We start from the raw sequence: 21,875 nt of genomic DNA, 5'->3' as shown, positions 1-21,875 counted from the left end.
GCCCTCGGTCACCGACGTGTACTGCTTGGTCGTCGTGGGCTGTTCGACTGTCGTGGGCTGTTCGACCGTCGTGGGCTGTTCGACCGTCGTGTGACATGATGCGGCGAGATGGTCCCGTCTCGGTACAAAAAGGTTCGGCCGTCGAAGAGAGGTGTGGATGAGCGTGTTCTTTCGACTCAGTCAGCGCTCGAAGAACCGCCGCGTCGCCGCTCGGCACTCGTCGTCGGCCCGAACCTCCTGAAACGCGCCGCGAATCCGTTCGCGCGTGCCCGGCGTAGCCGCGCTGACTGCTGCTTGTTGCTTCGCCAAGCGAGTCCCCCGCCGCGGCGACGTTGCGATGGACTCGACGAACTCCCCGACCGTCTCCTCCAGTTCGTCGTCCGCGACGACGCGGTTCACGAGTCCCCACGCGGCCGCCCGGTCCGCGTCGATTGGGTCGCCAGTCAACGCGAGTTCCATGAGACGTTTCTTGCCAACGGTCTCGGCCACGCGCTCGACCGCGTAGGGTGGGTACGCGCCGATGGTTGTCTCGGGGAGCGCGAACGTGGCGTCCTCGACGGCGACGGCGAGGTCGCACGCGGCGACGAGTTCACACCCGCCGCCGTAGGCGAGCCCGTTGACGGCGGCGACGACGGGAACCTCCAGTGACTCGATGCCGAACAACACGTCGTAGAGGCAGTCGGTCAGTGTTTCGACGTCGTCGGCAGTCTCCGCTCGCTCGATGAGTCCGATGTCGTCGCCGGCGCAGAACACGTCTTCGACGCCGGTGAGGACGGCGACCCGAGACTCGTCTGTCGCCCGGTCGAGCCCGTCGCGGAGTTGTCGCCACCCGTCGAGGTGGAGGGCGTTCCTCTTCTCGGGTCGGTCCAGCGTGAGCCAACTGGCGTCGCCGCGCGTGTCGTATCGTAACATGACTCACAGTGCGCGGACGAGTGAGAATAGTCTGGGGGTCGTCCCTCGACAGCGACGGTTCTCGTCCTCTCTGCTAGTTCAGGTCCGCCGTCGCACCGCGAACAACAACAGTGCGCCGGCCGCCGCGAGTCCCGTGACGAGGAGCCAGCCAGCGTCGTAGCCGACCGATTCGACGAGAATCCCGAACGCGGGCGGGGCGACCAAGCCGCCGGTGTTGATCGCCGTCTGGCCGCCGGCGGTGGCCGCGCCGATATCGTCGTCGGCGACGACACTGCTCAGACAGGAGTAGAACACGCCCGTCGAACCGTGGATGGTGAGGCCGAGCGCGACGAACACCAGAACCGTCAGCGCGAGACCGCCACCGGAACCCACGAGGAGCGCGAAGAGACCGACGGCGACGGCGAGTTGTCCCAGTGCGACCGTCGCCGCGCCGTTCGCGCCACCCAGCCGGTCTGCGAGGCTTCCGGCACCGATGCGGCCGATACTCCCCGTCACCTGCGTCAGCGCGAGCACGACGCCCGCGACAGTGGCGCTCGCCTGCACCACGTCTTGGACGTAGAGGACGGTGTAGCCGAGCATCGAGAAGATGGACGCGCCGATGAAGAATCCGGCCGCGACGAGCGCGATGTACGCGCCGTTGTCGCGCAGTCCCGACACTTCCGGCCACTCGAACTCGCCGGTGCCGGGCCTGCCCCGGTATCGCGCGGCGAAGACGACGGCGTAGCCGCCGGCGACGACGGCAATCACCCAGAAGCCGACCTGCCACGCCGCGAATGCGGCGATGCCGGTGACGACGAGCGAGGATGCGCCGCTCCCGGCGGTCACGCCGACCTGTTTCAACCCCATGGCGAGGTTCGTCCGCCCGGCGGGTGCCGCGCCGACGATACCGCGGTTCGAAGCGGGCATCGCCGAGGAGTACGCCGCGCCGAGGAGTGCGACGGAGCCGAGAAGGAGGGCGTAACTCGGCGCGAACGAGACGCCGACGAGGGCGACGGCGAGCGCGACGAGTCCCAGAATCATCACGCGCTTCTCGCCGAAGCTATCGACGGCCGCGCCGCTCGGAAAGAGCGAGACCGTATAGCCCAACAGCCCGGCGGTCAGGACGACGCCGACGAGCGATTCCGAGAGCGAGAACGCGTCTCGAAAGAACCCCGTCGCGGCGAAAATCGTGTAGTAACAGAGGCTCGCGGCGGTCTGCCAGCCGGCGACCGTCCCGACGGCGCGCCACGACCCCGTCTCCTTCGATTCGGAGGTCGCGGTCGCCGTGTCGGAACGGGCGTGTTCTGTCACTCGTGGTAGGTCGGGGCCGCTGTCTCGACGACGGTACAGGCGAGTTCGTCGAAGTCGGCCGACTGAGGGACGACATCGACTTCGATGCCGTGCGACTCGGCGGTCTCGCGCGTCGGTTCGCCAATCGTCCCGACCACTGCGTCGTTCAGGCCGGCGATTGCCTCGTCGCGGATACCGCGCTCCGCTGCCGCGTCGAGGAAGTGTTCGACCGTCAACGACGAGGTGAACAGCGCGGCTTCGAGGTCGCCACCGGCGGCGAACTCGGCCGACTTGCCGGAGCCTTCGGGTCGAACAAGTCGGTAGAGAACGGTCTCGTGTACGTCCGCGCCCGCCTCGCGCAGGCCGTCCAAGAGGACCTGACTGCCGTGGTCGCTCCGGGCGACTTCGACTGTCGCGCCCGCGACTTCGTCGGCCAAGCATTCGACCAGTCCGGTCGAAGAGTACTCCTCGGGGACGCGGTCTACGTCCCAGCCAACGCCGCGGGCGGCGTCTGCGGTCGCCGAACCGATACAACAGAGAATCGACTCGCCGGGAGACCATCCGGCCTCGTCGAGCAGTTCGACGCCGGTCTTGCTCGTGAGGACGACGTACGCGCCGTCTTCGGGGGTCGCACCCGTCGGTTCGACCGCGAGCATCGGGTCCGGAACGGGCGTCGCGCCGAGCGAGTCGAGCAGTTCGACCGCGTTCGCCAGTCGGTCGTCGTCCGGGCGGAAGACGGCGACGCGAACCTCGTGACTCATTCGTCTCCGTCCTCGGCCCGCGCGGACTTTGTTTCGTCGCCTTCGGCAGTCCCTGCGAGCGCATCCACGCCGCCGTCGCGGAGGAACGCCTTCACGCGGTCACGGGTGGCCGCGACCTCGCCGACGATGGTGATGGCGGGCGGTTCGATATCGGCCTCGTCGCGCACGTCAACGATGGTTTCGAGCGTGCCCGTGGCGACGCGCATGTCGGGCCACGTGGCGCGTTCGATGAGCGCGACGGGCGTCTCGGCGTCCATGCCGGCCTCGCGGAGTTCGGCCGTGTAGAGCGGGAGTTTGCCGACGCCCATGAGGACGACGAGCGTCCCGCCGGTCGCGGCGAGCGCGTCCCAGTTCACCGCCGACTCGTCTTTCGTCGGGTCTTCGTGGCCGGTGACGAAGGAGACCGACGAGACGTAATCGCGGTGTGTGACCGGAATTCCGGCCGCGCCGGGACCGCCGACTGCCGAGGTGATGCCGGGCACCACGTCGAACGGGATGCCGTTCTCGGCGAGGTGTTCCATCTCTTCGCCACCGCGGCCGAAGACGAACGGGTCGCCGCCCTTCAGTCGGACGACGGTCTTGCCCTCGCGGGCGAGTTCGACCAGTCGCGCGTTGGTGTACTCCTGCGGCGTCCACTCGCCGCCGGCGCGCTTGCCCACGTCCTCGCGGCGCTCCTCGGGAATCATGCCGAGAATCTCCGGGCCGGGGAGTTTGTCGTGGAGCACCACGTCGGCCTCGTCGATGAGCCGGGCGGCTTTCAGCGTGAGGAGTTCCGGGTCGCCGGGACCGCTCCCGACCAGATGGACGACGCCGAGTTCGTCGTTCTCCGACATCTCACTCCTCCGTCTCGTCGCGGGCGGCCTCGATGAGTTGGCCCGCGCCGCGGTCTCGGAGGTTCTGTGCGAAGTCCCGGGCCTCGGTCGCGTGGCGCTGGACCGAGAGGTCGCGGGTCGTCTTGATGGCCTCCGACCCGTCGGTGGCGAGCACCTGCACCTCGACGTGGACGTGTTCGCCCTGCAAGAGCGCGTGGACGCCGATGGGGGCGATACACCCGGCACCGAGTTCTTCGAGAACCGTCCGCTCGACGGTGGTCTCGACGCGCGTCCGCGGGTGGTCGAGTTTCTCGTTGACGAGGTCGATGACCTCGGAATCGGCGGCCGTCACGGCAATCGCACCCTGTCCGGGCGCGGGGACGAACTGCGAGCGGTTCAGGCGCTCGTACTCGACCTTCTCGGCGAGACCGCTTCGTTCGAGTCCCGCTTCGGCGAGGACGATGGCGTCGTACTCGGTCTCGACCTTTCGGCTCATGGCCTGTCGTTCGAGTTCGCTCAGGCCGTCGAACCACTCGTCGGCGGTCTGGTCGAACTCGTCTTCGTGCTCGACTTTCCCCTTCTTGCCCGCGCGGTCCTTGTCGTTCTCGACGCGCGCTTCGTGCTCGCGCTGGAGGTGCGTTGCGAGCAGTTTCTCGACGCGCGTATCGACGTTGCCGCGGATGGGTTCGACCACGAGGTCGTCGCGGTAGTTCAGAATCTGGGCTTGCCGGCGGAGCGAGCCCGTCCCGACGACTGCGCCCTCGGGCAGGTCGTCGATGGTGCTGCCGTCGCGCGTCACGAGCACGTCACCGGCGTTCGCGCGCTCGGGGACGCCCGCGACGACGAGGTCGTTGTGTTTCTCGGTCGGCATGTCCTTCATCGAGTGGACCGCCGCATCGACCTCTCCGTCTGAGACGTGTTCGTCGAGCGCGTGGACGAACGCGCCAATCTTGCCCAGTCGGTGGATGAGTTCGTCTTGAATCCGGTCTCCCTCTGTCTCGACTTCGACGAGTTCCACGTCGAGTCGGCGGCCTTCGAGCGCCTCCTTCACACTCGCGGCCTGTCGGCGCGCGAGCACCGACCCTCGCGTCGCCAATCGAAGCGTCCGTTCGGTCATACGAAGTTCTCTGGCGTCCGCGTTGAAAAGCCCTCCAGTTCGTCCCCGAGAGCGCCGCGAGAGAAAGACGCATACGGGACGGGGCACCTGTCGTACTATGGTCTCTCTCGAATCTGCCGTCCGGCAGGTCGGCGACTTCGTCGTCATCGCCCTGTTCTTCTTCGGCTTGCTCCCCATCTTCGCGCCGCTCGATTTGTTGCTTCCCGCGCTCGGCTACCACCCGCCGGTTCGACTCCAGTACGTCGTCGCGGGCGCGGTGGGCGCGCTGTTGCTGTGGCTTCGCCCGCTTCGACTCCGCCTCGTCGTCCGCGTCTGGATCGTCGGTCTCACGATGTCGGTCCTCGCAACGACGCTCTTCATCTTCTTCGACCTCCGAGGTGACCCTCTCGGAATCCTCGCCGTCTGGGGCGTCAGCGTCGGTCTCGGACTGGCCCTCGCCTACCCGCCGCTCTGGAAGGCCGCAGAAGCACGCTTGCGGGTCGAGTGAGTGGCCGTCACGACGTTCTCCTGCTGTGGAACAGCAGGTCGCAAACTACTTTCGACTGACAGACGTCTGCGCGGACGATGCCCTCCACCCATCACGTTCTCGTCTCGTTCGTCCTCGCCCTCGTCGTGGCGTTTCCCCCGGCGTTCGTCCTCAGTCCGGACCCGACGGGCGCGACGCCGTTTATCGCTGGAATCGTCGCCGCAGGCCTGTTTAGCCCGCTGTGGTACTTCTACCTCAAGCAGACAGTCAGCGACAGCGCTCCTCTATAGCGCCTCTTTGTAGGCTTCGAGCGTCCGCTCGATATCCTCGTCCGTGTGGGCGTAGGAGACGAACTGCGACTCGAACTGGTTGGCAGTCAAGAAGACGCCGTGGTCTTTCATCTCCTGCCAGAAGACGCGCTCCCAGCGGTCGGTCTCGGCCTTCGATACGTCCGCGCCGTTCTTCGGGGTCACCCCGTCGCGCGTGAACATGGTCTTGAACATCGAGTCCGTGCCGACGACGGTGTACTCGGGTGCCTGGTCTTCGAGGATATCCGAGATGCCGGCGCGGAGGTCGTCGCCGAGGCGATTAACGTGGTCATAAACGTCGTTCTCGGCGGCGAAGTTCAGGTACTCGTGGCCGGCGGCCATCGTCACGGGGTGGCCCGAGAAGGTGCCCGACTGGAACACGTCGCCGCCGGGGGTGAACTGCTCGACGAGTTGGGCTTTGCCACCGATTGCGCCGACGGGAAAGCCGCCGCCGATAATCTTCCCGAAGGTGGTGATATCGGGCGTGACGCCGAACTTCCCTTGGGCGCACTGAAGACCACCGACGCGGAAGCCAGTGATGACCTCGTCGAATATGAGGAGCGACCCGTGTTCTTCGGTGATGTCGCGGAGCGTCTGGAGGTAGCCATCGACGGGGGCGACGATGCCCGTGTTCGCCAAGATTGGCTCGGTCATGACCGCGGCGATGTCGTCGCCGTGCTGTTCAAAGACCTCGCGGACGGTCTCTTCGTCGTTGAAGGGTACGGGAATCGTGTGCTCGGCGAAAGAGTCGGGGATACCGCGCGTGCTCGGGTGGACGTTTCCGGGTTCGCCCTTGACGAGCGTCGATTCCTGTGCGCCGTGGTAGCCGCCCTGCATGATGACGATTTTGTCGCGGCCGGTGGTGGCCCGAGCGAGGCGCACGGCCGAGACGGTGGCTTCGGTCCCCGAGTTGACGAAGCGAATCATCTCCACCGAGGGGACGTGCCGAGCGACGAACTCGGCGTGTTCGACTTCTATCTCCGTCGGCGCGCCGTACATCGGCCCGGCTGCGGAGTGCTTTTGAACCGCCGCTTGCACCGGTTCCGGTGCGTCGTGTCCGTAGAGCAGCGGTCCGTAGCCCATCACGTAGTCGATATAGCGGTTGCCGTCGGCGTCGATGACGTGCGCGCCGTCGCCGCGCTCGACGAAGAACGGATACGGCTGGGTTGCCCTGACCGAGGAGTTCACGCCGCCAGCAAGTACGGAGAGTGCCCGGTCGTACAACCGGCGGGACTCGTCGTGTCTCATGCGCGGCGATTCGCTCGCGCACGGGAAAGACCTTACTGGGTTGGTTCCTGTGCTGTCTCCGACTCTTGGCCCGCCGACTCGTCGCTCATGGAGCCGACCAAGAGCAGGCCGACGGCGTCGTTCACCGCGTGAATCGCCATCAGCGCCACCACGTCGCGGATGAGGAGGTAGAGCAGCGTCGTCACGAGCGCGGGGACGGCGATTCGAACGACCGAGTCGCGGTCCCAGCCGACGACGTGGCCGAGGGTGAACGCGACGAACGAGACGCCCGCCGCAATCACGGGACTGCCGGTCGATTCCAACAGGCGCTCGATGGCGTAGCCGTGAAACAGCGCCTCTTCGGTGATGCCCGCGGTCGCGGCGACACCGAGGCGATGCGGAACCGAGAGCGACCCGAAGCGCGTCATCTCGTCGCTCACGCCGCCGACGCCGACGCGTTCGAGCAACGGCGTCGCGGCGGCGCTCGCGGCGAAGAGGACGAACACGCCGCCGCCGACTGCGGCGACAAAGGAGAGTGGGTCGAGCGACCGCCCAGAAATCGAAGAGAGCGGGCGACCCTCGACGAACACGACGAATCCACAGAGGAGAAGGAACACCGCCCACTTGCTCGCGTCGCTCACGAGGAGGTCGGTCCGGAAGTCGTCGCGGTCGATACCGAGTCGGTCGATGTCGAGGCGGTCGGTGAGGAGGCTCACCGCCGGCATGCCGACGAGCGCGAGCGCGAGACCGACGGCGAGCGTGAGGTCAATCAGGGCGAGTCACCGCTCATCGTCTCATGGCTCTGGTCGAAAGAGAAAAACCGTTTCGCGTGCGGGCTGTGCGCATCGAGGCGCTGTCGAGTCTCGAATCGGTCAGGAACGGCGACTTAGACCGCGTCGCGGCCGGTTTTCCCCGTCCGGACCTGGTACGCCTCTTCGACGGGCAGGACGAACACTTTCCCGTCGCCTTTCTCGCCCGTGTGGGCGGCGTCGGCGATGGCGTCTGCGACGTCTTCGGCGGGAATCTCGGCGACGATACACTCGATTTTGACCTTCTGGTGGAGGTCAACGGTGTACTCTTCGCCGCGCCATTGGCTCTTGGTCGCCGGTTGCGACCCGCGGCCGGAGACGTTCGTCACCGTCAGCGAGGGCGCGCCGACTTCGGCGAGCGCGGATTTCACGTCTTTGAGTTTGTCCGGTCGGATGATGGCCATGACGAGTTTGATGCCGCCGTCGTTTGCGAGGTCGCTCATGACTTAGTCCTCCTTCCGAGTAGACATGAATCCATCTGCCACGTGTCCATTGTCGGACGATGCATCCGACGTGCTTTCACCTGCGGTGAAACCGTCGTCGGATGACGCACCCAACGTGCTTTCACCTGCGGTGAAACCGCCGTCGGCGCGGATGCCGGTATCAGCGTCCGGTCCACCGAACTCGGGGTAGGTATCGACGCCGTGTTCGGCCGTGTCGAGTCCCTGGCGTTCGTGGTCGGCCGAGACGCGGGCCAGACCCACCGCGCGGAAGGCACCGAAGACGAGCGCGGTCGCGGCGAACGTCCAGATGGCGATGACGCCGACGCCGACGAACTGGGGGATGGCGAGCGAGACGACCGACGCGCCACCGTGCCAGACGGGCATCGCAAAGACCGGGTAGAGCAGGGCACCGAGGATGCCTGCCGAGCCGTGGACGGGGAAGACCGCACACACGTCGTCGATGCGGAGGCGCTTTTCGATGAACTCGAAGACGATGGGGAGTTGTGCGCCGGCGAGCGCGCCGACGATAATCGCGCCGGGCCAGACGATGTCGTCGGCGATAGCGGTGATGCCGACGAGACCGGCGAGGATGCCGTTGGCGACGTAGAGCGTATCGACTTTGTCGGTCTTGAGGTAGGCGACGCCACCGGCACCGAGTGCCCCGGCGGCCATGCCGAGGGTGGTCACGAGGGCGACGCGGCCAACGTAGGCGAACGAACCGAGCGTCAGGCCGTCGGCCTCGGAGTAGGCGAGTGGTGCCGCGGCGGTACCGACGTTGAAGCCGTACCAGCCGAAGGCGAGGATGAGCGTGCCGAGGACGGCGAACGTGATGGAGTGACCGGGGATGACGTTCGCGGTGCCGTCGGGTTTGAAGCGGTCCATGCGCGGGCCGATGACCCACGCGGCGGTGAGACCGGCGATGCCGCCCATGCCGTGGACGATCATGCCGCCCGCGAAGTCGTGGAAGCCGAGGTTTCCGAGGAACCCGCCGGCCCACGTGAAGCCGACCACGACGGGGTAGATGATACCCGCGATGAGGACGGTGTACGTCAGGTAGGCACCGAGGCGTGCGCGGCCGGCCACTGCACCGGAGACGATGGTCGCGGCGGTCATGGCGAACACCGCGCCGAAGAGCCAATCGACCCACGCTGTCGTCGCCGCGGCGTCGGGTGCGTAGAGGCTCATGAAGGCGTCAGTAATCGTTGCGGATGGTCCGCCGGTGACGGCCGCGATAATCGTCGAGACGGCGGCACCGAGCAGGAAGAAGACGATCACTCCGATACTCCACGTCAGGAGGTTCTTCGTGAGTTGGTTCGAGACGTTCTTCGCGCGGACCTGCCCGGCTTCGAGCATGGCGAAACCGGCGTGCATGAAGAAGATGAGGAACGTGACGGTGAGGACCCAGACGAGGTTCACACCTTCGACGATGGTGGCCAGGTCTGCTTGCAAGGGAACTACCATTCGATTCCTCCTACTGTCGGTTCAACGAGGGGCGAGAGTTGACGTTTGTACATAGTGGTGCTCAATTCGTGGATGTTCGTCCCACGAATCATGGAAGATTCTAACCACATCTGAGTACATAACCATTTGCGTTGACATTTGTCTAAAAGGATGGCTCTATCTCGACAAATGTACGATTTACAATCAAGTATGAGTAATATAAGGTCATATATTCGGCGACAAGTAGACAAATGTTGCCAAACTATTTGACGTATGTAGTGTTGGTTCTCTGACAAGATGTCGGAGAACCGGAATGAGGCAAGCGGGGGTCACCCGCTCACGCGCAGGAAAGACTGACCGGTACCAAGGGTGAGAGCGCTCTCAGACCGCTGGTTTCCCCTCCTTTCCAGTCCGGACTTGGACGGCCGATTCGACGGGGATGACGAACACCTTGCCGTCGCCTTTCTCACCCGTGTGGGCGGCTTCGACGATGGCATCCACCACGTCTTCGGCAGGTGTGTCGGCTACGACACACTCGATTTTGACCTTCTGGTGGAGGTCAACGGTGTACTCCTCGCCGCGCCACTGGCCCTTCTTTGCGGGCTGAGAGCCGCGGCCGGAGACGTTCGTCACCGTCAGCGAGGGAGCACCCGCTTCCGCGAGCGCTCGTTTGACGTCTGCGAGCTTATCGGGGCGGATGACCGCCATGACGAGTTTGATGCCGTCGGTTTCTTCGCTCATTTCGAGTCACCTCCCTCGAACGAGTCTGCGGTGTGCTCGGCTTCGACACCACCGTCGGTGCGAACCTCGCTGCCACCGTCCGTCGCCGTGGGGGTTCCCAGTGCGCGGTCGGGTGAGGAGTCGCCGATGAACTCGGGGTAGACCGAGACGCCGTGTTCGCCGATGTCGAGACCTTCGAGTTCCTCTTCTTCCGAGACGCGGAGGCTGAGGACGGTACTGGTTGCGAACAGGACGATGGCGGACGCCGCGATGGTCCAGAGCGCGATGACGAGCACGCCAGCGACTTGCATCACCAGTTGCGTGGCGGAGAACCCTGCCACTGCGAAGACGGGGATGAGCGCCGTGCCGACTGCACCTGCGACACCGTGGACGGCGAAGACGCCACACACGTCGTCGATTTTGAGCGTATCGACCGTAAAGCGGAACGCGGGCAGGACGATTGCGCCGCCGAGTGCGCCGAGGATGAGACCGCCCCACCACGTGACGTGGGGGACTGCGCCCGTGACCGCGACGAGACCGGCGAGCAGACCGTTCGCCATCCAGAGTGGGTCGGGTTTGCCCTGGTACTGCGTCGAGACGATGACCGCGGCGACTGCGCCTGCGCCCATGCCGAGGGTGGTCACGAGGGCGACGCGGCCGAGTGCGGCACCCATGAATTCGAGTCCGCCGCTCTCGGTGACGGCGAGGACCGTCGCTTGCGTACCGACGTTGAAGCCGTACCAGCCGAAGGCGAGGATGAGCGTGCCGAGGACGGCGAGCAGCATCGAGTGCCCCGGGATGGGGTTGCTGTTACCGTCCGCGTCGAAGCGACCCTTGCGCGGGCCGACCATCTTCGCGGCGACCAGACCGGCGATGCCACCGCACATGTGGACGACGGTCGCACCGGCGAAGTCGAGGTAGCCGACGCCGAGGATTGCTCCGAGGTATCCGCTCCCGGCGAGCAGGCCGCCGGACCACGTCAGGCCCTGTACGACTGGGTAGATGATACCCGTCATGACGGCTGCGAACACCACGTACGCGCGGAAGTCCATGCGCTCGGCGACTGCGCCGGAGACGATGGTCGCGGCGGTCATGGCGAACACCGCGCCGAAGAGCCAGTCGATCCACGAACCGGAATCGCCGATGTACGAGAACGCGGCGGCCGCGCTGAACCCACCCGGCGAGGTGAGTCCACCGATAATCGTCGCCACGCCCGCACCGACGATGAAGTAGACGAGCACGCCCAGTGCCCAGTCGGTCATGTTCTTCATCAGGACGTTCCCGACGTTCTTCGCGCGGACCTGCCCTGCTTCGAGCAGCGCGAAGCCCGGCTGCATGAAGAAGATGAGGAACGACACGACGAGAATCCAGACGTAGTTGACCCCGCTGGCGATGACGCTGGGATCGACCTGGAGCGAAATCACTTGGTTTCACCCCAGTTCACAGCAAGTGAACAATCGAGTACTTTTCTTCCGTATCCGTGTGGAATGTGGTGCTTCATCACGGTTCGGCTTCATGGGGAGGGCATACATAAAGTTGTACGTTAAAAAAGACAATTTTTGGAGGGTGTAATCTGACGTTTTAACAAAATGCTGTAGAATATTACGCATATAAGGTCGTATATTGTCCACTATCCGGGTACGAATCCGAGAATCTCTGGACGAACGTTCAGGAAAATATTGCCCACGCACCCGATTCGAGGGGTGCGCGAAGCGGTGTCACGCCGCGATTTTCACCGAGCTGACGCCGCGGCGGAAATCGGTACTGCTGTGCCCGTCCTGCTTACAGTCGTTCGGCGATATCCTCGGCGAAGTAGGTGATAATCAGGTCAGCGCCCGCCCGCTTCAGCGACACGAGCGACTCGTAAGCGGTCGCCTCGAGGTCCAACCAGCCCTTCTCGGCGGCGGCGTGGAGCATCGCGTACTCGCCGGAGACGTTGTAGGCGGCGACCGGATGGTCGTACGTCTCGCGGATTGCGTGGATGATGTCGAGGTACGGCAGGCCGGGTTTGACCATCAGGACGTCGGCACCCTGTTCCACGTCGAGGGCGACTTCCCGCATCGCCTCGCGGGCGTTCGCCGGGTCCATCTGGTAGTGTCGGCGGTTGCCGAAGGCGGGTGCGCCGTCGGCGGCGTCGCGGAACGGCCCGTAAAAGTGGCTCTCGTACTTCGCGGCGTAGGACATGATTGGGACGTCCGAATAGCCGGATTCGTCCAGCGCCTCACGAATCGCGCCGACCATCCCGTCGGTCATCGACGAGGGGGCAATCATGTCCGCGCCGGCCTCGGCGTGGGAGACTGCCGTCTCTGCGAGGAGTTCGAGCGTCGGGTCGTTCTGGACGGTGAGTGTGGGGTCGTCTTCGGCGTGCGTTTCTAACACCCCGCAGTGCCCGTGGTCGGTGTACTCACACAAGCACACGTCGGTGATGACGTAGGCGTCGGTCTCGGCCGTAATTCGGCGCACTGCCTCCTGTACGATGCCGTCACTCGCGTACGCACGCGACCCTTCTGCGTCCTTGGATTCGGGAATCCCGAAGACGATGACGGCTTCGACGCCCGTCTCGCGTACCTCGCGCACGCGAGCGACTGCCTCGTCGAGGGGGACGCGCTCGTGGCCCGGCATGGACTCGATGGGGACGCGTTCGTCCGTCGTCGCGTCCACGAAAATCGGCGACACGAGGTCCGTCGAATCGAGCGATGTCTCCGACACGAGCGGTCGAATCCCGTCGGTTCGAAGCCGCCGCGGGCGGTCGGTGAGGTCCATGCGACCCGCTTCGAGTGCGAGGAGCAAAATCTCGTCGCTCTCTTTGTCATGCACACCATAACCAAATCCCTCGTGTGGCTAGAATGGGTGATGAGTAGCGTTGTCCCCGAATTCCCGGAGATGCTACGCCAACTCCTCGCCTCGGAGTTCGCGTTCGCAATCCTCTTGGTCGTGTTTATTCTCGAAGGAGCGATGCTGCTTTACGTCGTTCCGAGTGAACTCCTCGTCCCCGGTGCCCTCGTCCTCATCGGTCCCGAGTATCTGATTCCGATTCTCGCCGTCGCCGTCCTCGGAGCGACGATCGGACAGCTCGTGTTGTTCACCGTCGCCAAGCGTGGCGGGCGAGACTACCTCCTCACTCGCCGCTGGTTCCGGGTGAGCGAATCGACCCTCGACCGATTCGACGGCTGGTTCGACCGCTGGGGACCCATCGTCGTCCCCGCGAGCAACGCCATGTTGTTTACGCGCGGGATGCTCACCGTCCCGGCGGGGCTCTCCGAGATGTCGCCGCGAGAGTTCGTCGTCCTCTCGGCGGTCGGGACGCTCATCTTCGAGAGCGCGCTCGCGGCGCTCTATCTCTTCGGCGGGAGAGTGCTGTAAAAGGAAGCGTTGAGAATGCTACCGATAGGTGTCCACTATGTTCGGTTAATATCCAGTTTCTCTTTGAGCGCCGCGAGTTGGTCAGACTCGGCGAGTTCCTCGACGCGTTTGCGGAAATGGCGTTCACAGAGACCGACTTTAATGTGGTCCTTCTCGGCGGCGTACGCCGCCTGACGTTCGCAGTAGTGACACTGCATACCGCTCTATCAGAGCTGATAGGATTTAAGCCTACGTACTGGGTGCTTACCGCAGTTATAACCTGTATAACCACACTAGAAGGCCGCTAGAAGGCGGATATTCTGTCACTAATTCTACTGAATTCGTCCCGCGGTGGCCCCGCTCTGCCGAGTGTCGTATCGTGGCAGTCGCTCCCGCCGGTCGCCAACAGGTCGTACCGTTCGATTGCCGAATCGAGGAGGTCCGTCTCGACCGGGAAGCTGTACGGGTAGTAGCGTTCGACCCCATCGAGTTCGGCACAGAGTTCGAGTGCCCCTCGCGGGTCGCGGTACCGGAACGGGTGGGCGAGGCTGACCACGTCACAGGCCGATTCGAGCGCGGCCACGCCGTCCTCGAACGTCGGGAGTTCGCGCGCGACGTAACACGGGTTGCCGCCGCCGATGAGTTCGTCGAACGCGCCCTGATAGTCGTAAGGTGCGTCGCTCGCGTCGATGGCGCGGGCGATGTGCGGGCGGCCGACGCCGTGTTGGATGTCGATGTCGATGGCGACGCCCGTCTCGTCTTCGACGCGCTCGACGATTTCGCGGGCGCGCTCGACACGGTTCCGCTGGAGTCGAGTGATTTCGTCCGTCAGCGCGGGCGTCGGTTCGACGCCGTAGCCGAGGAGGTCCACCTGTCTGTCGCCCGCATCGACGCGGAGTTCGATGCCGTGGATGATGGTCACGCCGTCGCGCTCGACTACCGGCGCGTCGAGTTCCGGGTGATACCGGTCGTGGTCGGTGACTGCGACCACTTCGACGCCGCCCGCGCGGGCCGCGGCGGGCAGTTGCTCGATAGTGAGCTGGCCGTCCGACGCGGTCGTATGTAGATGGAGGTCCGCAGCGGGGCGCTCGTGGCTCATACCGACAGATGCGCTCCTGAGAAGTACAAGCCTTCCGAACGATTAAGGACCATTAAGGATTACAATGGGACTAATCATCCTCATGGACAATCATTAAGGATAGGTGCCGACCATGTGTGGCTGTAATGCGCTTGAACGAACTTGGCGACGTCATCGCGCGCCACGAATACCCGACCAGCTCTACCGACTTCGTTACCCAGTACGGGGAAGAAGTAATCGAACTCCAAAACGGAGACGAGACGGTCGCAGCGATTCTCTCTCGGCTCGGTGACGAAACCTACACCTGCCCGCAGGACGTGCTCGATTCCCTCTACACCGGCGTTGGTCACGAGGCAATCGGCCGGCGCTACTACAGCGACCGCGACCCGACGTCTTTCGGCGAGAACGGACCGCAACAGGTCTCGTTCTAATCACGCGGGCGGTTACGCCCGGTACTCTGCTCACGGTCCTTCTATTTTAGCCACGACAACTCGACTGGAACCGAGCCTTTGCTGTAGCCTTCGACGTGTCCGTCGGGGCGGAGTCGAAACACCACGGCGGGCCGGTGGCGAACGTCCGGTTGCTCGGCCATAATCGACGCCCAGTCGTCGTCGGGGAACGACGAACAATCGACGAAGAGCGTCACGCCGCCGCCGTGTTCGGCGAGTTGCCCCGTGCCGCCGGTTTTCGTCTCCGCGGTGTCACGTATCGCGGCGATTGGATTCCCGACAGACCGCTGGTTCGGCGGGAGCGGGCGCGTCACTTCGATGAGCGAGCCACCGACTTGCGTGCCTTCCGCCCGGAAGTCGATGGAGTGGCCGGTCGTGACTTCGATTTCCGGTTCGATGTCGTAGCCCGCTTCGGTGAGGAGGTACGCCACGTCGAACTCGCCCATCGCCGCCGCCATGCGCACCTGGTCGAAGTACTCCGAGGTACCGAGTTTGCCGGCCATCACCTCTCGGTACTGGTCGAGGACGCCCGTCGAGAGGAACGAATCGTAGAACTCCATGGCTTCTTCGCGCGTCGTATCCGGGAATCCCGCGTCGTAGTCGTAGAAGAACTCTCGTGTCGTCTCGCGGCCGTCCTTCGAGAGGAACACGGGGAGGAAGAACCACGAGAGATAGGGATACGGTTCGAGCCACGGTGACTCCTCGAACAGTTCACTAATCAACTCGCGTTGTGCCCATCGAGAGAGTTCGAAGGGGGCTTCGTCGAATCCTTCTTTCTCGGTTCGCCAGAGCGAACTCGGCGTCTCCGTGTTGCCGAGCCAATAGGCGTGGTCGTCGGTCCACGTGAAGAGTGCTATATCTCCATTGTCCATGTCGAAGCGGACTGCCTCGTAGCCATCGGGCGGACTGTTCACCGGCGCGTTCATCTCGGCACCGAGATTAGAATCGAGGGGCTGGAATATCTCACGTCGAATCCGCGAGTCGTTCCACGTCCCGGGCGCATATCGAAATCGAAGCGGGCGTGCCACACTCCTTCTAGCCCGGGGGATGCTTTTATCCTTTCTTGCCATCCCGGTCTAATCATCACTATTTTGAATTACTCCGATAACTATATGTGGGACACTTACACACGGTATGGTGTATCATGTCAATGGGTGCCTACGATGAAGCCGAACACGAACGCCGCGAACGGATGACCAGTCAGGTCGAACCGGGGACAGACGACACCCGGAAGACCTACCGTGGCAAAGTTCAGTTCGACTCTGGTGACTCAGCAGACGCGCTATTAGAGCAGTTCAAGCAGATGAAGTCCGACAGCTGAACGACTGTTATTCTCGCGTCAATACGACTGTCACTGCCGAGACGAGTGTCACGGCAACGACGTGGCCGCCGACGGCGACGAGCAACACCGGTTCGTCGAACAAGAACGGCGCGAGTGCCAACTGAGCGCCGGCGAACCCGACGTTCAGGAGGCTCACCCGTCGAATCGTCCGCGCGGTGATGCCGCTGAACCGATAGGTGGTCGTCCCCCACAACCCGACGACGGCGACCCACCACGACGTTCCAATCCGATAACAGAGGTCCCACAGCACGAGGAGCATCAGGTAGACGACGACGACGGGGGGGTCGGTCCCGAACAGCGTCGTCAACAGCGGTGTCGAACTCTCCTGCGGGTCGAAGACGAAGAGGTGCGTCACGAGCGCGATAAACGCGAGCACCGCGAGCACGACTTCGATGCTCGACCCGAAGAGCAGGCGTCGATACGGACCGGGGACCGTCGTCGCGCGAATCCACCCGCCCATCCGGAGCATGGCGACGCTCCCAGCGGCCGCGACGAGAATCGCTATCGTCCCGGCGATAGCCGCCGCCCAGAGGTCGTACACCCACGCCAAGACGAGCACCGCCGCCTCGAAAATCGCAATCTGGATGGCGATTGCGCCGCCCTCGCCGATGTCGATGCCGGGGAGTGCGCCGACGATGCTCTCGTAGACCCACGTCTCACCGTATTCTGGCGTCTCGGTCACCGCCTACTCCTCGCTGAACCTCTATTCGGTCTCACCACGTCAGACACCGGTACGGGTTTCGATGGTAATCGGCTCGACCGGTTCGACGCCGAGTGCCGTGGTCACCGCCTCGTCGAACGAGGTCAGTTCGACGGGAACGATGTCGCGGATGCGGTTGTCGCGGACGACGACCGGATTCTTCAGTCCCTCGATGAGCGGCCGGGCGACGCTCGTCTCCACGTCGGTGACGAGACCGATCCAGTACGACGAGAGTTTCGGCGACAGCACGGGCACGGGAACGATCATGGGTGACTGTTTGGTGAGCGCGCCGACGCGCTGGAGAATCTCGCGGTAGGTCAGCACGTCCGGGCCGCCGATTTCGTACGTCCCGCCCGCCGTCTCCGGGTAGTCGAGGACGCCGACGAGGTAGGCGACCACGTCGTCGATGGCGATCGGTTGGCACTCGGTTTCGACCCACTGCGGGGTCACCATGACGGGCAGGCGCTTTGCGAGTTGCCGAATCATCTCGAAACTCACGCTGCCGTCGCCGATGACGATGGCCGCCCGAAGCGTCGTCAGCGAGAACGACCCGTTTCGAAGCAGGTGTTCGACCTCTCGCCGCGAGCGAAGGTGAGCAGACAACCGGTCGCGCTCTTCGCCGAGTCCGCCGAGGTAGACGACGCGCTCGACGCCCGCCGCGTCGGCCGCCGCGACGAAGTTTCGCGCCGCGAGTCGGTCGCGCGCCTCGAAGTCACCACCGGAGCGCATCGAGTGGACGAGGTAGTACGCCGCCTCGACGCCGTCCATGGCGTGTTCGAGCGTCGCCGAATCGAGGAGGTCACCCTCGACGACTTCGACGCCCTCGGGGGCGACGTACTGCGTTCTGTCGCGGACGAATGCGACCACGTCGTGTCCCGCCGCACTGAGCGCCGGCACGAGGTGTTCGCCGACGAATCCCGTCGCTCCCGTCACGAGTACTCTCATGCTATATGGTAACGGACCGTGTGGTGTTAAACTCGTCTCGTCGTCCGCTTTCTATCCACTCAGTTCCACCCGGGCGTCTCGGGTGCACCGCGGGCGACTTCGACTGTCTCCGAGAGCGGTGCCCCGATTGCTGGTTCGCCGAGCGACGTGGCGGCCGCCTCCCACGCCTCGATAGCCTCGCCGGCCCACGATTCGGCCGAGAGCGCGCGTTCGCGGGCGTCGTTCCAGCGCCGTTGGTCCACTTCGGTCGAACCGGGATGCGAGCCGACGGCGATACCGACGAACTCCGCGCGGTCTTCGGGCGTGAGCGTCCGGGTCCGGAGACGCTCGATGACGCCGTCGAGGCGCTCCGGTTCGGGGTGGACGAACAGTTTCGCCCCGAGCGCGTGCGGTCCCAAGAGCAAGCCGCGAAGGTCCGAGGGCGGCGTCGAATCGAGGAGTCGCTCGCCCCCGTGGACGCGTTCGACGCGGGAACATTCGGTATCCTGTTCGAGCGCGAGGTTGTGGCCCGGATACTCTCGACACTCGTCGGGGTAGAGGTCGCTGTCGTGGATGCGGCACTGGAGCGTCTCGGGGTCCAAGAACGCACAGGCGCGGAGCCACGTCGGGTCGAGACCGAAGGGCGCGACTGGTTTGGGTGGTTTTCGAAAGCCGACGAAGAAGGCGGGCTTGCCGTCGATGGCCGCGACTCCGACGCCGTCGATTTCGACGCCGCCCTCGCTCGCGTGCCACAGTCTGGGGGTGAGCACGTCGCCGTAGCCCGCGTTCACGAAGTTTCGAATCTCGTCGCGGGTGAGCGGAACGAGGTTGTAGGTGTCGTCGAGGGGCGCTCGCGGCCCGCGGCGCTCGTGGTCCAACGGAACCGGAGAGACGGGACGCCAGTCGATACAGCAGCCGGCGCAGCCTTCGCAATCGACGTGCATGCCACACAACTTCTCGCCCAATCAACATAACTGTGCTGCGCGGGGCTTTTGAACACCAAGCGCCTCTCTCCTGTCATGACTTCAGAACCGTGCGACGCCTGCGGAAAGGGCGTGCGCATCGCGGGCGGCATCGGCGACCTCTGGAACTTTCCCACCTCGTCGTCGGGCGGCATGACGCTCGAACTCGTCGATGGCTCCGAGCACTTCCTCTGTTTCGAGTGCATGGAGCGCCTGCCGGGCGACCACGAACCGACCGCCGAAGACGTGGCGGCGCTCTGAGTTGGAGCGGTGGATTTAGGCCCGCACACCAACACCACCTACCGTGGACCCGTCGCGTATCATCGAGTCGTTTCCAGCCCCCAGTTTTCGCGGCAATCAGGAGCAAGCCCTCCGAGACATCCGCGACGCCTTCGACTCCGGAAACGACGTGGTACTGGTTCGTGCGCCGACCGGGAGCGGCAAGTCTCTTCTCGCCCGTTCGATTGCGGGCGCGTCCCGCACCGTCGAAGAAGCCAGTCCCGCCGACGCGACAGACGCCTACTACACCACCCCGCAGGTGTCGCAACTCGACGACGTCGCCGAAGACGACCTGCTCTCCGATTTGAAGATTATCCGCGGCAAGTCGAACTACAACTGTATCCTCCGCGGAGAAGAGACGACGCCCGTAGACCGCGCGCCCTGCGTCCGAGAACGCGGGTTCGACTGCACGGTCCGGCACCGCTGTCCCTACTTCTCTGACCGCGCTATCGCCTCGAATCGACAGATTGCGGCGATGACGCTCGCGTATTTCATGCAGACCGCGGGGTCGGACGTGTTCAGAAAGCGCGACGTGGTCGTCATCGACGAGGCCCACGGGCTGTCGGAGTGGGCCGAGATGTACGCGACCATCGACCTCCAACCCCGAACCGTTCCCGTGTGGGACGACATCGGCGTGCCGGACCTCTCGGAGGCGGACGACCCGCTCGAACGCGTCGTTCGATTCGCCGAGACGCTCGCGGGGGTGTGTTCGCGCGCGAAAGACGATTTACTCGCAAAGCCCGAATTAACTCCAGAGGAGGCCGCGCGCCGCGACCGACTCCAAGAACTCAAGGGCGAACTCCAGTGGTTCGTCGAGGACTACCGCGACCCGCAGAGTCCGACGACGTGGGTCGTAGACCAGCACGACGGCGCGGGGTCGCCTATCTCCATCAAACCGCTCGACCCGGCGCGGTACCTCCGCCACACCGTGTGGGACCGCGGCAACCGGTTCGCGCTCCTCTCGGCGACGATTCTGAACAAGGACGCGTTCTGTCGGTCGGTCGGTCTCGACCCGAACAACGTCGCGCTCGTGGACGTGGGCCACACTTTCCCCGTCGAAAACCGGCCGCTGTACGACGTGACACAGGGGAAGATGACCTACGAGAATCGGGACGAAACGCTCCCGAAAATCGCCAAACTCGTCGTTCGGCTGATGGCGAAACACCGGGAGGAGAAGGGCCTGATTCACTGTCATTCCTATGCGATTCAGGCGGAACTCCGCCGCCGACTCGCCGAGTTGGGTCTGGGCAATCGCATCCGCGGCCACGACAGAGAGAACCGAGACACCGAGTTGGAGACGTGGAAGGCCACCGACGACCCCGAGGTGTTCCTCTCGGTCAAGATGGAAGAGGCGCTGGACCTGAAAGGCGACCTGTGTCGCTGGCAAGTGCTGTGTAAAGCGCCGTATCTCAACACCAACGACTCGCGCGTGGCCCGACGCCTCGAAGACGGCCAGTGGTCGTGGTACAGACGCGCCGCGCTCAGCACGGTGATGCAGGCCTGCGGACGAGTCGTGCGCGCGCCGGACGACTACGGCGACACCTACATCGCCGATTCGAGTCTGCTCCAACTGTTCGACAAGACGCGCCACGACATGCCCGACTGGTTCGCCGAGCAGGTCGAGAGGATGTCGAAACCGACGCTGCCGGAGTTCGACCCGGTCGCGGCGGGTGGTCGCGGGGGGAACGCCTCGTCCGCCCAGTCCGACTGGTCTAAGAGTTCGACGAGCAGCGGTCGGTCACAACAGAACACGTCGCGCTCTGGTGAGTCGGCGGGCAGTTCCGCTTCAGGAGGTTCGGAACGTCGTCGCGGCGGCAGTCGCGGCGGGCGCAGTCGCTCGGGGGACGATTCTGACGATGGCAAACGAAGCCACCCGCTGTCCGACGTCTGGGGCGAGTAACTATAACGCGAAGCTAACCGCGTAGAACAGACTCGACCCGAGCATCAGCGCGACGAGCGTCAGCGCGAGGATTTGTTGGGCGTTCATACTCCGTCACTCGCGCGAGCAGGAAATTAACGGTTTGGGACCAGTTCTCTGTGCTGATACTCGCCGACACGTGGAGTTCCGACAGATGCGCGTCGCCGACGTCAAAACCGTGCGACAGCGTAGCACCGTCGTGGCAAAAATCGCCGCTCCGTCCACTCCGAGCCGGAACTTCGTGCCATAATTAACATGATTGTTAATGCTGGTGGTTGTTTGACAATGTTGTGCCGGAAAACAGTCATTGATTGTAAAGCTATGGCGTGGCTAACTCTGTGTTTGACACGCTTTCTCACGTAATAGTTAACACCTTGGCCTCTGAATGATGGTGTATCGGCCATGCACTCTACCGCACTCGCAACGGCGATGACACTGTACCGCAGCGGGACCCTCACACTCTCGCAGGCGGCAACCCGTTCTGGCTACTCTGAGAAGGAACTCACCGTCGCGCTCGAACGCCACGGTATCCCCGTGCGAGAATCCGAACAAACGGTGCGCGCCACCGCCGTCGATTCCCCGGCGAGCGCCGACTAA

Annotated in this window: 26 protein-coding genes; 8 read left to right on the top strand and 18 right to left on the bottom strand. The window is 64.3% G+C overall.

What is annotated here, in order from left to right:
• Positions 1-180: 180 nt before the first annotated feature.
• The 5 genes from ACFQJC_RS15985 to hemC form a co-directional block, all read right to left on the bottom strand.
• Complete coding sequence (locus ACFQJC_RS15985) at positions 181-912, bottom strand: enoyl-CoA hydratase/isomerase family protein (RefSeq protein WP_390225221.1); 732 nt, start codon at positions 910-912, stop codon at positions 181-183.
• Between the two features lie 78 nt (positions 913-990).
• Entirely contained in the window at positions 991-2,202 is a 1,212-nt protein-coding gene (locus tag ACFQJC_RS15980) for an MFS transporter (protein ID WP_390225219.1), read from the bottom strand.
• Positions 2,199-2,942 (bottom strand): uroporphyrinogen-III synthase, encoded by a 744-nt coding sequence (locus ACFQJC_RS15975; RefSeq protein ID WP_390225217.1) that lies wholly within the window; start codon positions 2,940-2,942, stop codon positions 2,199-2,201. The genes ACFQJC_RS15980 and ACFQJC_RS15975 overlap by 4 nt, the downstream gene beginning before the upstream one ends.
• Positions 2,939-3,775: a uroporphyrinogen-III C-methyltransferase gene (cobA, locus tag ACFQJC_RS15970; protein ID WP_390225215.1), complete on the bottom strand. Its 837-nt coding sequence runs from the start codon at positions 3,773-3,775 to the stop codon at positions 2,939-2,941. The genes ACFQJC_RS15975 and cobA overlap by 4 nt, the downstream gene beginning before the upstream one ends.
• Before the next feature lies 1 nt (position 3,776).
• Complete coding sequence (gene hemC, locus ACFQJC_RS15965) at positions 3,777-4,871, bottom strand: hydroxymethylbilane synthase (protein ID WP_390225213.1); 1,095 nt, start codon at positions 4,869-4,871, stop codon at positions 3,777-3,779.
• A gap of 97 nt (positions 4,872-4,968) precedes the next feature.
• Here hemC and ACFQJC_RS15960 point away from each other — a divergent pair, with 97 nt between their 5' ends.
• Positions 4,969-5,358, top strand: a complete 390-nt coding sequence (locus ACFQJC_RS15960; protein ID WP_390225212.1) for a hypothetical protein — start codon at positions 4,969-4,971, stop codon at positions 5,356-5,358.
• Between the two features lie 77 nt (positions 5,359-5,435).
• Positions 5,436-5,627, top strand: a complete 192-nt coding sequence (locus ACFQJC_RS15955) for a hypothetical protein (RefSeq protein ID WP_390225210.1) — start codon at positions 5,436-5,438, stop codon at positions 5,625-5,627.
• Here ACFQJC_RS15955 and hemL read toward each other — a convergent pair.
• The 7 genes from hemL to hemB form a co-directional block, all read right to left on the bottom strand.
• Positions 5,622-6,893 carry a glutamate-1-semialdehyde 2,1-aminomutase gene (gene hemL, locus ACFQJC_RS15950; protein ID WP_390225208.1) on the bottom strand — a complete coding sequence of 424 codons (1,272 nt, stop codon included), beginning with the start codon at positions 6,891-6,893 and terminating at the stop codon, positions 5,622-5,624. The genes ACFQJC_RS15955 and hemL overlap by 6 nt on opposite strands.
• 32 nt (positions 6,894-6,925) lie before the next feature.
• Positions 6,926-7,597 carry a CPBP family glutamic-type intramembrane protease gene (locus ACFQJC_RS15945; RefSeq protein WP_390225206.1) on the bottom strand — a complete coding sequence of 224 codons (672 nt, stop codon included), beginning with the start codon at positions 7,595-7,597 and terminating at the stop codon, positions 6,926-6,928.
• Between the two features lie 161 nt (positions 7,598-7,758).
• The gene (locus ACFQJC_RS15940; protein WP_390225204.1) at positions 7,759-8,124 is read right to left on the bottom strand and encodes a P-II family nitrogen regulator; all 366 of its coding nucleotides are present in this window, start codon (positions 8,122-8,124) and stop codon (positions 7,759-7,761) included.
• 3 nt (positions 8,125-8,127) lie between these two features.
• Entirely contained in the window at positions 8,128-9,585 is a 1,458-nt protein-coding gene (locus ACFQJC_RS15935) for an ammonium transporter (protein WP_390225201.1), read from the bottom strand.
• A gap of 360 nt (positions 9,586-9,945) precedes the next feature.
• On the bottom strand, positions 9,946-10,305 hold the full coding sequence (locus ACFQJC_RS15930; protein ID WP_390225199.1) for a P-II family nitrogen regulator: 360 nt from the start codon (positions 10,303-10,305) through the stop codon (positions 9,946-9,948).
• Positions 10,302-11,708: an ammonium transporter gene (locus tag ACFQJC_RS15925; protein WP_390225197.1), complete on the bottom strand. Its 1,407-nt coding sequence runs from the start codon at positions 11,706-11,708 to the stop codon at positions 10,302-10,304. The genes ACFQJC_RS15930 and ACFQJC_RS15925 overlap by 4 nt, the downstream gene beginning before the upstream one ends.
• A gap of 358 nt (positions 11,709-12,066) precedes the next feature.
• The gene (gene hemB / locus ACFQJC_RS15920) at positions 12,067-13,047 is read right to left on the bottom strand and encodes a porphobilinogen synthase (protein WP_390225650.1); all 981 of its coding nucleotides are present in this window, start codon (positions 13,045-13,047) and stop codon (positions 12,067-12,069) included.
• Between the two features lie 90 nt (positions 13,048-13,137).
• Here hemB and ACFQJC_RS15915 point away from each other — a divergent pair, with 90 nt between their 5' ends.
• Positions 13,138-13,647 carry a DedA family protein gene (locus tag ACFQJC_RS15915; RefSeq protein ID WP_390225195.1) on the top strand — a complete coding sequence of 170 codons (510 nt, stop codon included), beginning with the start codon at positions 13,138-13,140 and terminating at the stop codon, positions 13,645-13,647.
• A gap of 35 nt (positions 13,648-13,682) precedes the next feature.
• Here ACFQJC_RS15915 and ACFQJC_RS15910 read toward each other — a convergent pair whose 3' ends face one another.
• Both ACFQJC_RS15910 and ACFQJC_RS15905 read right to left on the bottom strand, forming a co-directional pair.
• Complete coding sequence (locus ACFQJC_RS15910) at positions 13,683-13,844, bottom strand: DUF6757 family protein (RefSeq protein ID WP_390225193.1); 162 nt, start codon at positions 13,842-13,844, stop codon at positions 13,683-13,685.
• An 86-nt stretch (positions 13,845-13,930) separates the two neighbouring features.
• Positions 13,931-14,725: a PHP domain-containing protein gene (locus ACFQJC_RS15905; protein WP_390225191.1), complete on the bottom strand. Its 795-nt coding sequence runs from the start codon at positions 14,723-14,725 to the stop codon at positions 13,931-13,933.
• 125 nt (positions 14,726-14,850) lie between these two features.
• Here ACFQJC_RS15905 and ACFQJC_RS15900 point away from each other — a divergent pair, with 125 nt between their 5' ends.
• Positions 14,851-15,135, top strand: coding sequence for a DUF5789 family protein (locus tag ACFQJC_RS15900; RefSeq protein WP_390225189.1), 285 nt, complete (start codon positions 14,851-14,853; stop codon positions 15,133-15,135).
• Between the two features lie 41 nt (positions 15,136-15,176).
• On the opposite strand, the gene ACFQJC_RS15895 is transcribed toward ACFQJC_RS15900, so the two are convergent.
• Positions 15,177-16,181: a DUF5784 family protein gene (locus ACFQJC_RS15895; RefSeq protein WP_390225187.1), complete on the bottom strand. Its 1,005-nt coding sequence runs from the start codon at positions 16,179-16,181 to the stop codon at positions 15,177-15,179.
• Positions 16,182-16,297: 116 nt separating this feature from the next.
• Between ACFQJC_RS15895 and ACFQJC_RS15890 the strand changes: the two genes are divergently transcribed.
• The gene (locus tag ACFQJC_RS15890) at positions 16,298-16,474 is read left to right on the top strand and encodes a DUF5786 family protein (RefSeq protein WP_390225185.1); all 177 of its coding nucleotides are present in this window, start codon (positions 16,298-16,300) and stop codon (positions 16,472-16,474) included.
• Between the two features lie 7 nt (positions 16,475-16,481).
• Here ACFQJC_RS15890 and ACFQJC_RS15885 read toward each other — a convergent pair whose 3' ends face one another.
• From ACFQJC_RS15885 to ACFQJC_RS15875, 3 genes are read right to left on the bottom strand one after another with little or no spacing between them, the layout of a single operon-like run.
• Positions 16,482-17,177 (bottom strand): DUF7530 family protein, encoded by a 696-nt coding sequence (locus ACFQJC_RS15885; protein WP_390225183.1) that lies wholly within the window; start codon positions 17,175-17,177, stop codon positions 16,482-16,484.
• A 39-nt stretch (positions 17,178-17,216) separates the two neighbouring features.
• Positions 17,217-18,140, bottom strand: a complete 924-nt coding sequence (locus ACFQJC_RS15880; protein WP_390225181.1) for an NAD(P)H-binding protein — start codon at positions 18,138-18,140, stop codon at positions 17,217-17,219.
• Between the two features lie 59 nt (positions 18,141-18,199).
• Complete coding sequence (locus ACFQJC_RS15875) at positions 18,200-19,063, bottom strand: YkgJ family cysteine cluster protein (RefSeq protein ID WP_390225179.1); 864 nt, start codon at positions 19,061-19,063, stop codon at positions 18,200-18,202.
• 75 nt (positions 19,064-19,138) lie between these two features.
• Between ACFQJC_RS15875 and ACFQJC_RS15870 the strand changes: the two genes are divergently transcribed.
• From ACFQJC_RS15870 to ACFQJC_RS15860, 3 genes are all read left to right on the top strand, one after another.
• The gene (locus ACFQJC_RS15870) at positions 19,139-19,342 is read left to right on the top strand and encodes a DUF7561 family protein (RefSeq protein WP_390225177.1); all 204 of its coding nucleotides are present in this window, start codon (positions 19,139-19,141) and stop codon (positions 19,340-19,342) included.
• A 43-nt stretch (positions 19,343-19,385) separates the two neighbouring features.
• On the top strand, positions 19,386-21,260 hold the full coding sequence (locus tag ACFQJC_RS15865) for a helicase C-terminal domain-containing protein (RefSeq protein ID WP_390225175.1): 1,875 nt from the start codon (positions 19,386-19,388) through the stop codon (positions 21,258-21,260).
• 420 nt (positions 21,261-21,680) lie between these two features.
• Positions 21,681-21,875 (top strand): DUF7317 family protein, encoded by a 195-nt coding sequence (locus ACFQJC_RS15860; RefSeq protein WP_390225173.1) that lies wholly within the window; start codon positions 21,681-21,683, stop codon positions 21,873-21,875.

The organism is Haloferax namakaokahaiae (genome assembly GCF_042663225.1).
Lineage (GTDB): Archaea > Halobacteriota > Halobacteria > Halobacteriales > Haloferacaceae > Haloferax > Haloferax namakaokahaiae.
This window is presented reverse-complemented; position numbering and strand designations above follow the sequence as displayed.

Coding starts and splice junctions, on each gene's coding strand:
- ACFQJC_RS15985 (WP_390225221.1), bottom strand. CDS start 912: ATGTTACGATACGACACGCGCGGCGACGCCAGTTGGCTCACGCTGGAC.
- ACFQJC_RS15975 (WP_390225217.1), bottom strand. CDS start 2,942: ATGAGTCACGAGGTTCGCGTCGCCGTCTTCCGCCCGGACGACGACCGA.
- cobA (WP_390225215.1), bottom strand. CDS start 3,775: ATGTCGGAGAACGACGAACTCGGCGTCGTCCATCTGGTCGGGAGCGGT.
- hemC (WP_390225213.1), bottom strand. CDS start 4,871: ATGACCGAACGGACGCTTCGATTGGCGACGCGAGGGTCGGTGCTCGCG.
- ACFQJC_RS15960 (WP_390225212.1), top strand. CDS start 4,969: ATGGTCTCTCTCGAATCTGCCGTCCGGCAGGTCGGCGACTTCGTCGTC.
- ACFQJC_RS15955 (WP_390225210.1), top strand. CDS start 5,436: ATGCCCTCCACCCATCACGTTCTCGTCTCGTTCGTCCTCGCCCTCGTC.
- hemL (WP_390225208.1), bottom strand. CDS start 6,893: ATGAGACACGACGAGTCCCGCCGGTTGTACGACCGGGCACTCTCCGTA.
- ACFQJC_RS15945 (WP_390225206.1), bottom strand. CDS start 7,597: ATGCCGGCGGTGAGCCTCCTCACCGACCGCCTCGACATCGACCGACTC.
- ACFQJC_RS15940 (WP_390225204.1), bottom strand. CDS start 8,124: ATGAGCGACCTCGCAAACGACGGCGGCATCAAACTCGTCATGGCCATC.
- ACFQJC_RS15935 (WP_390225201.1), bottom strand. CDS start 9,585: ATGGTAGTTCCCTTGCAAGCAGACCTGGCCACCATCGTCGAAGGTGTG.
- ACFQJC_RS15930 (WP_390225199.1), bottom strand. CDS start 10,305: ATGAGCGAAGAAACCGACGGCATCAAACTCGTCATGGCGGTCATCCGC.
- hemB (WP_390225650.1), bottom strand. CDS start 13,047: ATGGACCTCACCGACCGCCCGCGGCGGCTTCGAACCGACGGGATTCGA.
- ACFQJC_RS15915 (WP_390225195.1), top strand. CDS start 13,138: ATGAGTAGCGTTGTCCCCGAATTCCCGGAGATGCTACGCCAACTCCTC.
- ACFQJC_RS15910 (WP_390225193.1), bottom strand. CDS start 13,844: ATGCAGTGTCACTACTGCGAACGTCAGGCGGCGTACGCCGCCGAGAAG.
- ACFQJC_RS15905 (WP_390225191.1), bottom strand. CDS start 14,725: ATGAGCCACGAGCGCCCCGCTGCGGACCTCCATCTACATACGACCGCG.
- ACFQJC_RS15900 (WP_390225189.1), top strand. CDS start 14,851: ATGCGCTTGAACGAACTTGGCGACGTCATCGCGCGCCACGAATACCCG.
- ACFQJC_RS15890 (WP_390225185.1), top strand. CDS start 16,298: ATGTCAATGGGTGCCTACGATGAAGCCGAACACGAACGCCGCGAACGG.
- ACFQJC_RS15880 (WP_390225181.1), bottom strand. CDS start 18,140: ATGAGAGTACTCGTGACGGGAGCGACGGGATTCGTCGGCGAACACCTC.
- ACFQJC_RS15875 (WP_390225179.1), bottom strand. CDS start 19,063: ATGCACGTCGATTGCGAAGGCTGCGCCGGCTGCTGTATCGACTGGCGT.
- ACFQJC_RS15870 (WP_390225177.1), top strand. CDS start 19,139: ATGACTTCAGAACCGTGCGACGCCTGCGGAAAGGGCGTGCGCATCGCG.
- ACFQJC_RS15860 (WP_390225173.1), top strand. CDS start 21,681: ATGCACTCTACCGCACTCGCAACGGCGATGACACTGTACCGCAGCGGG.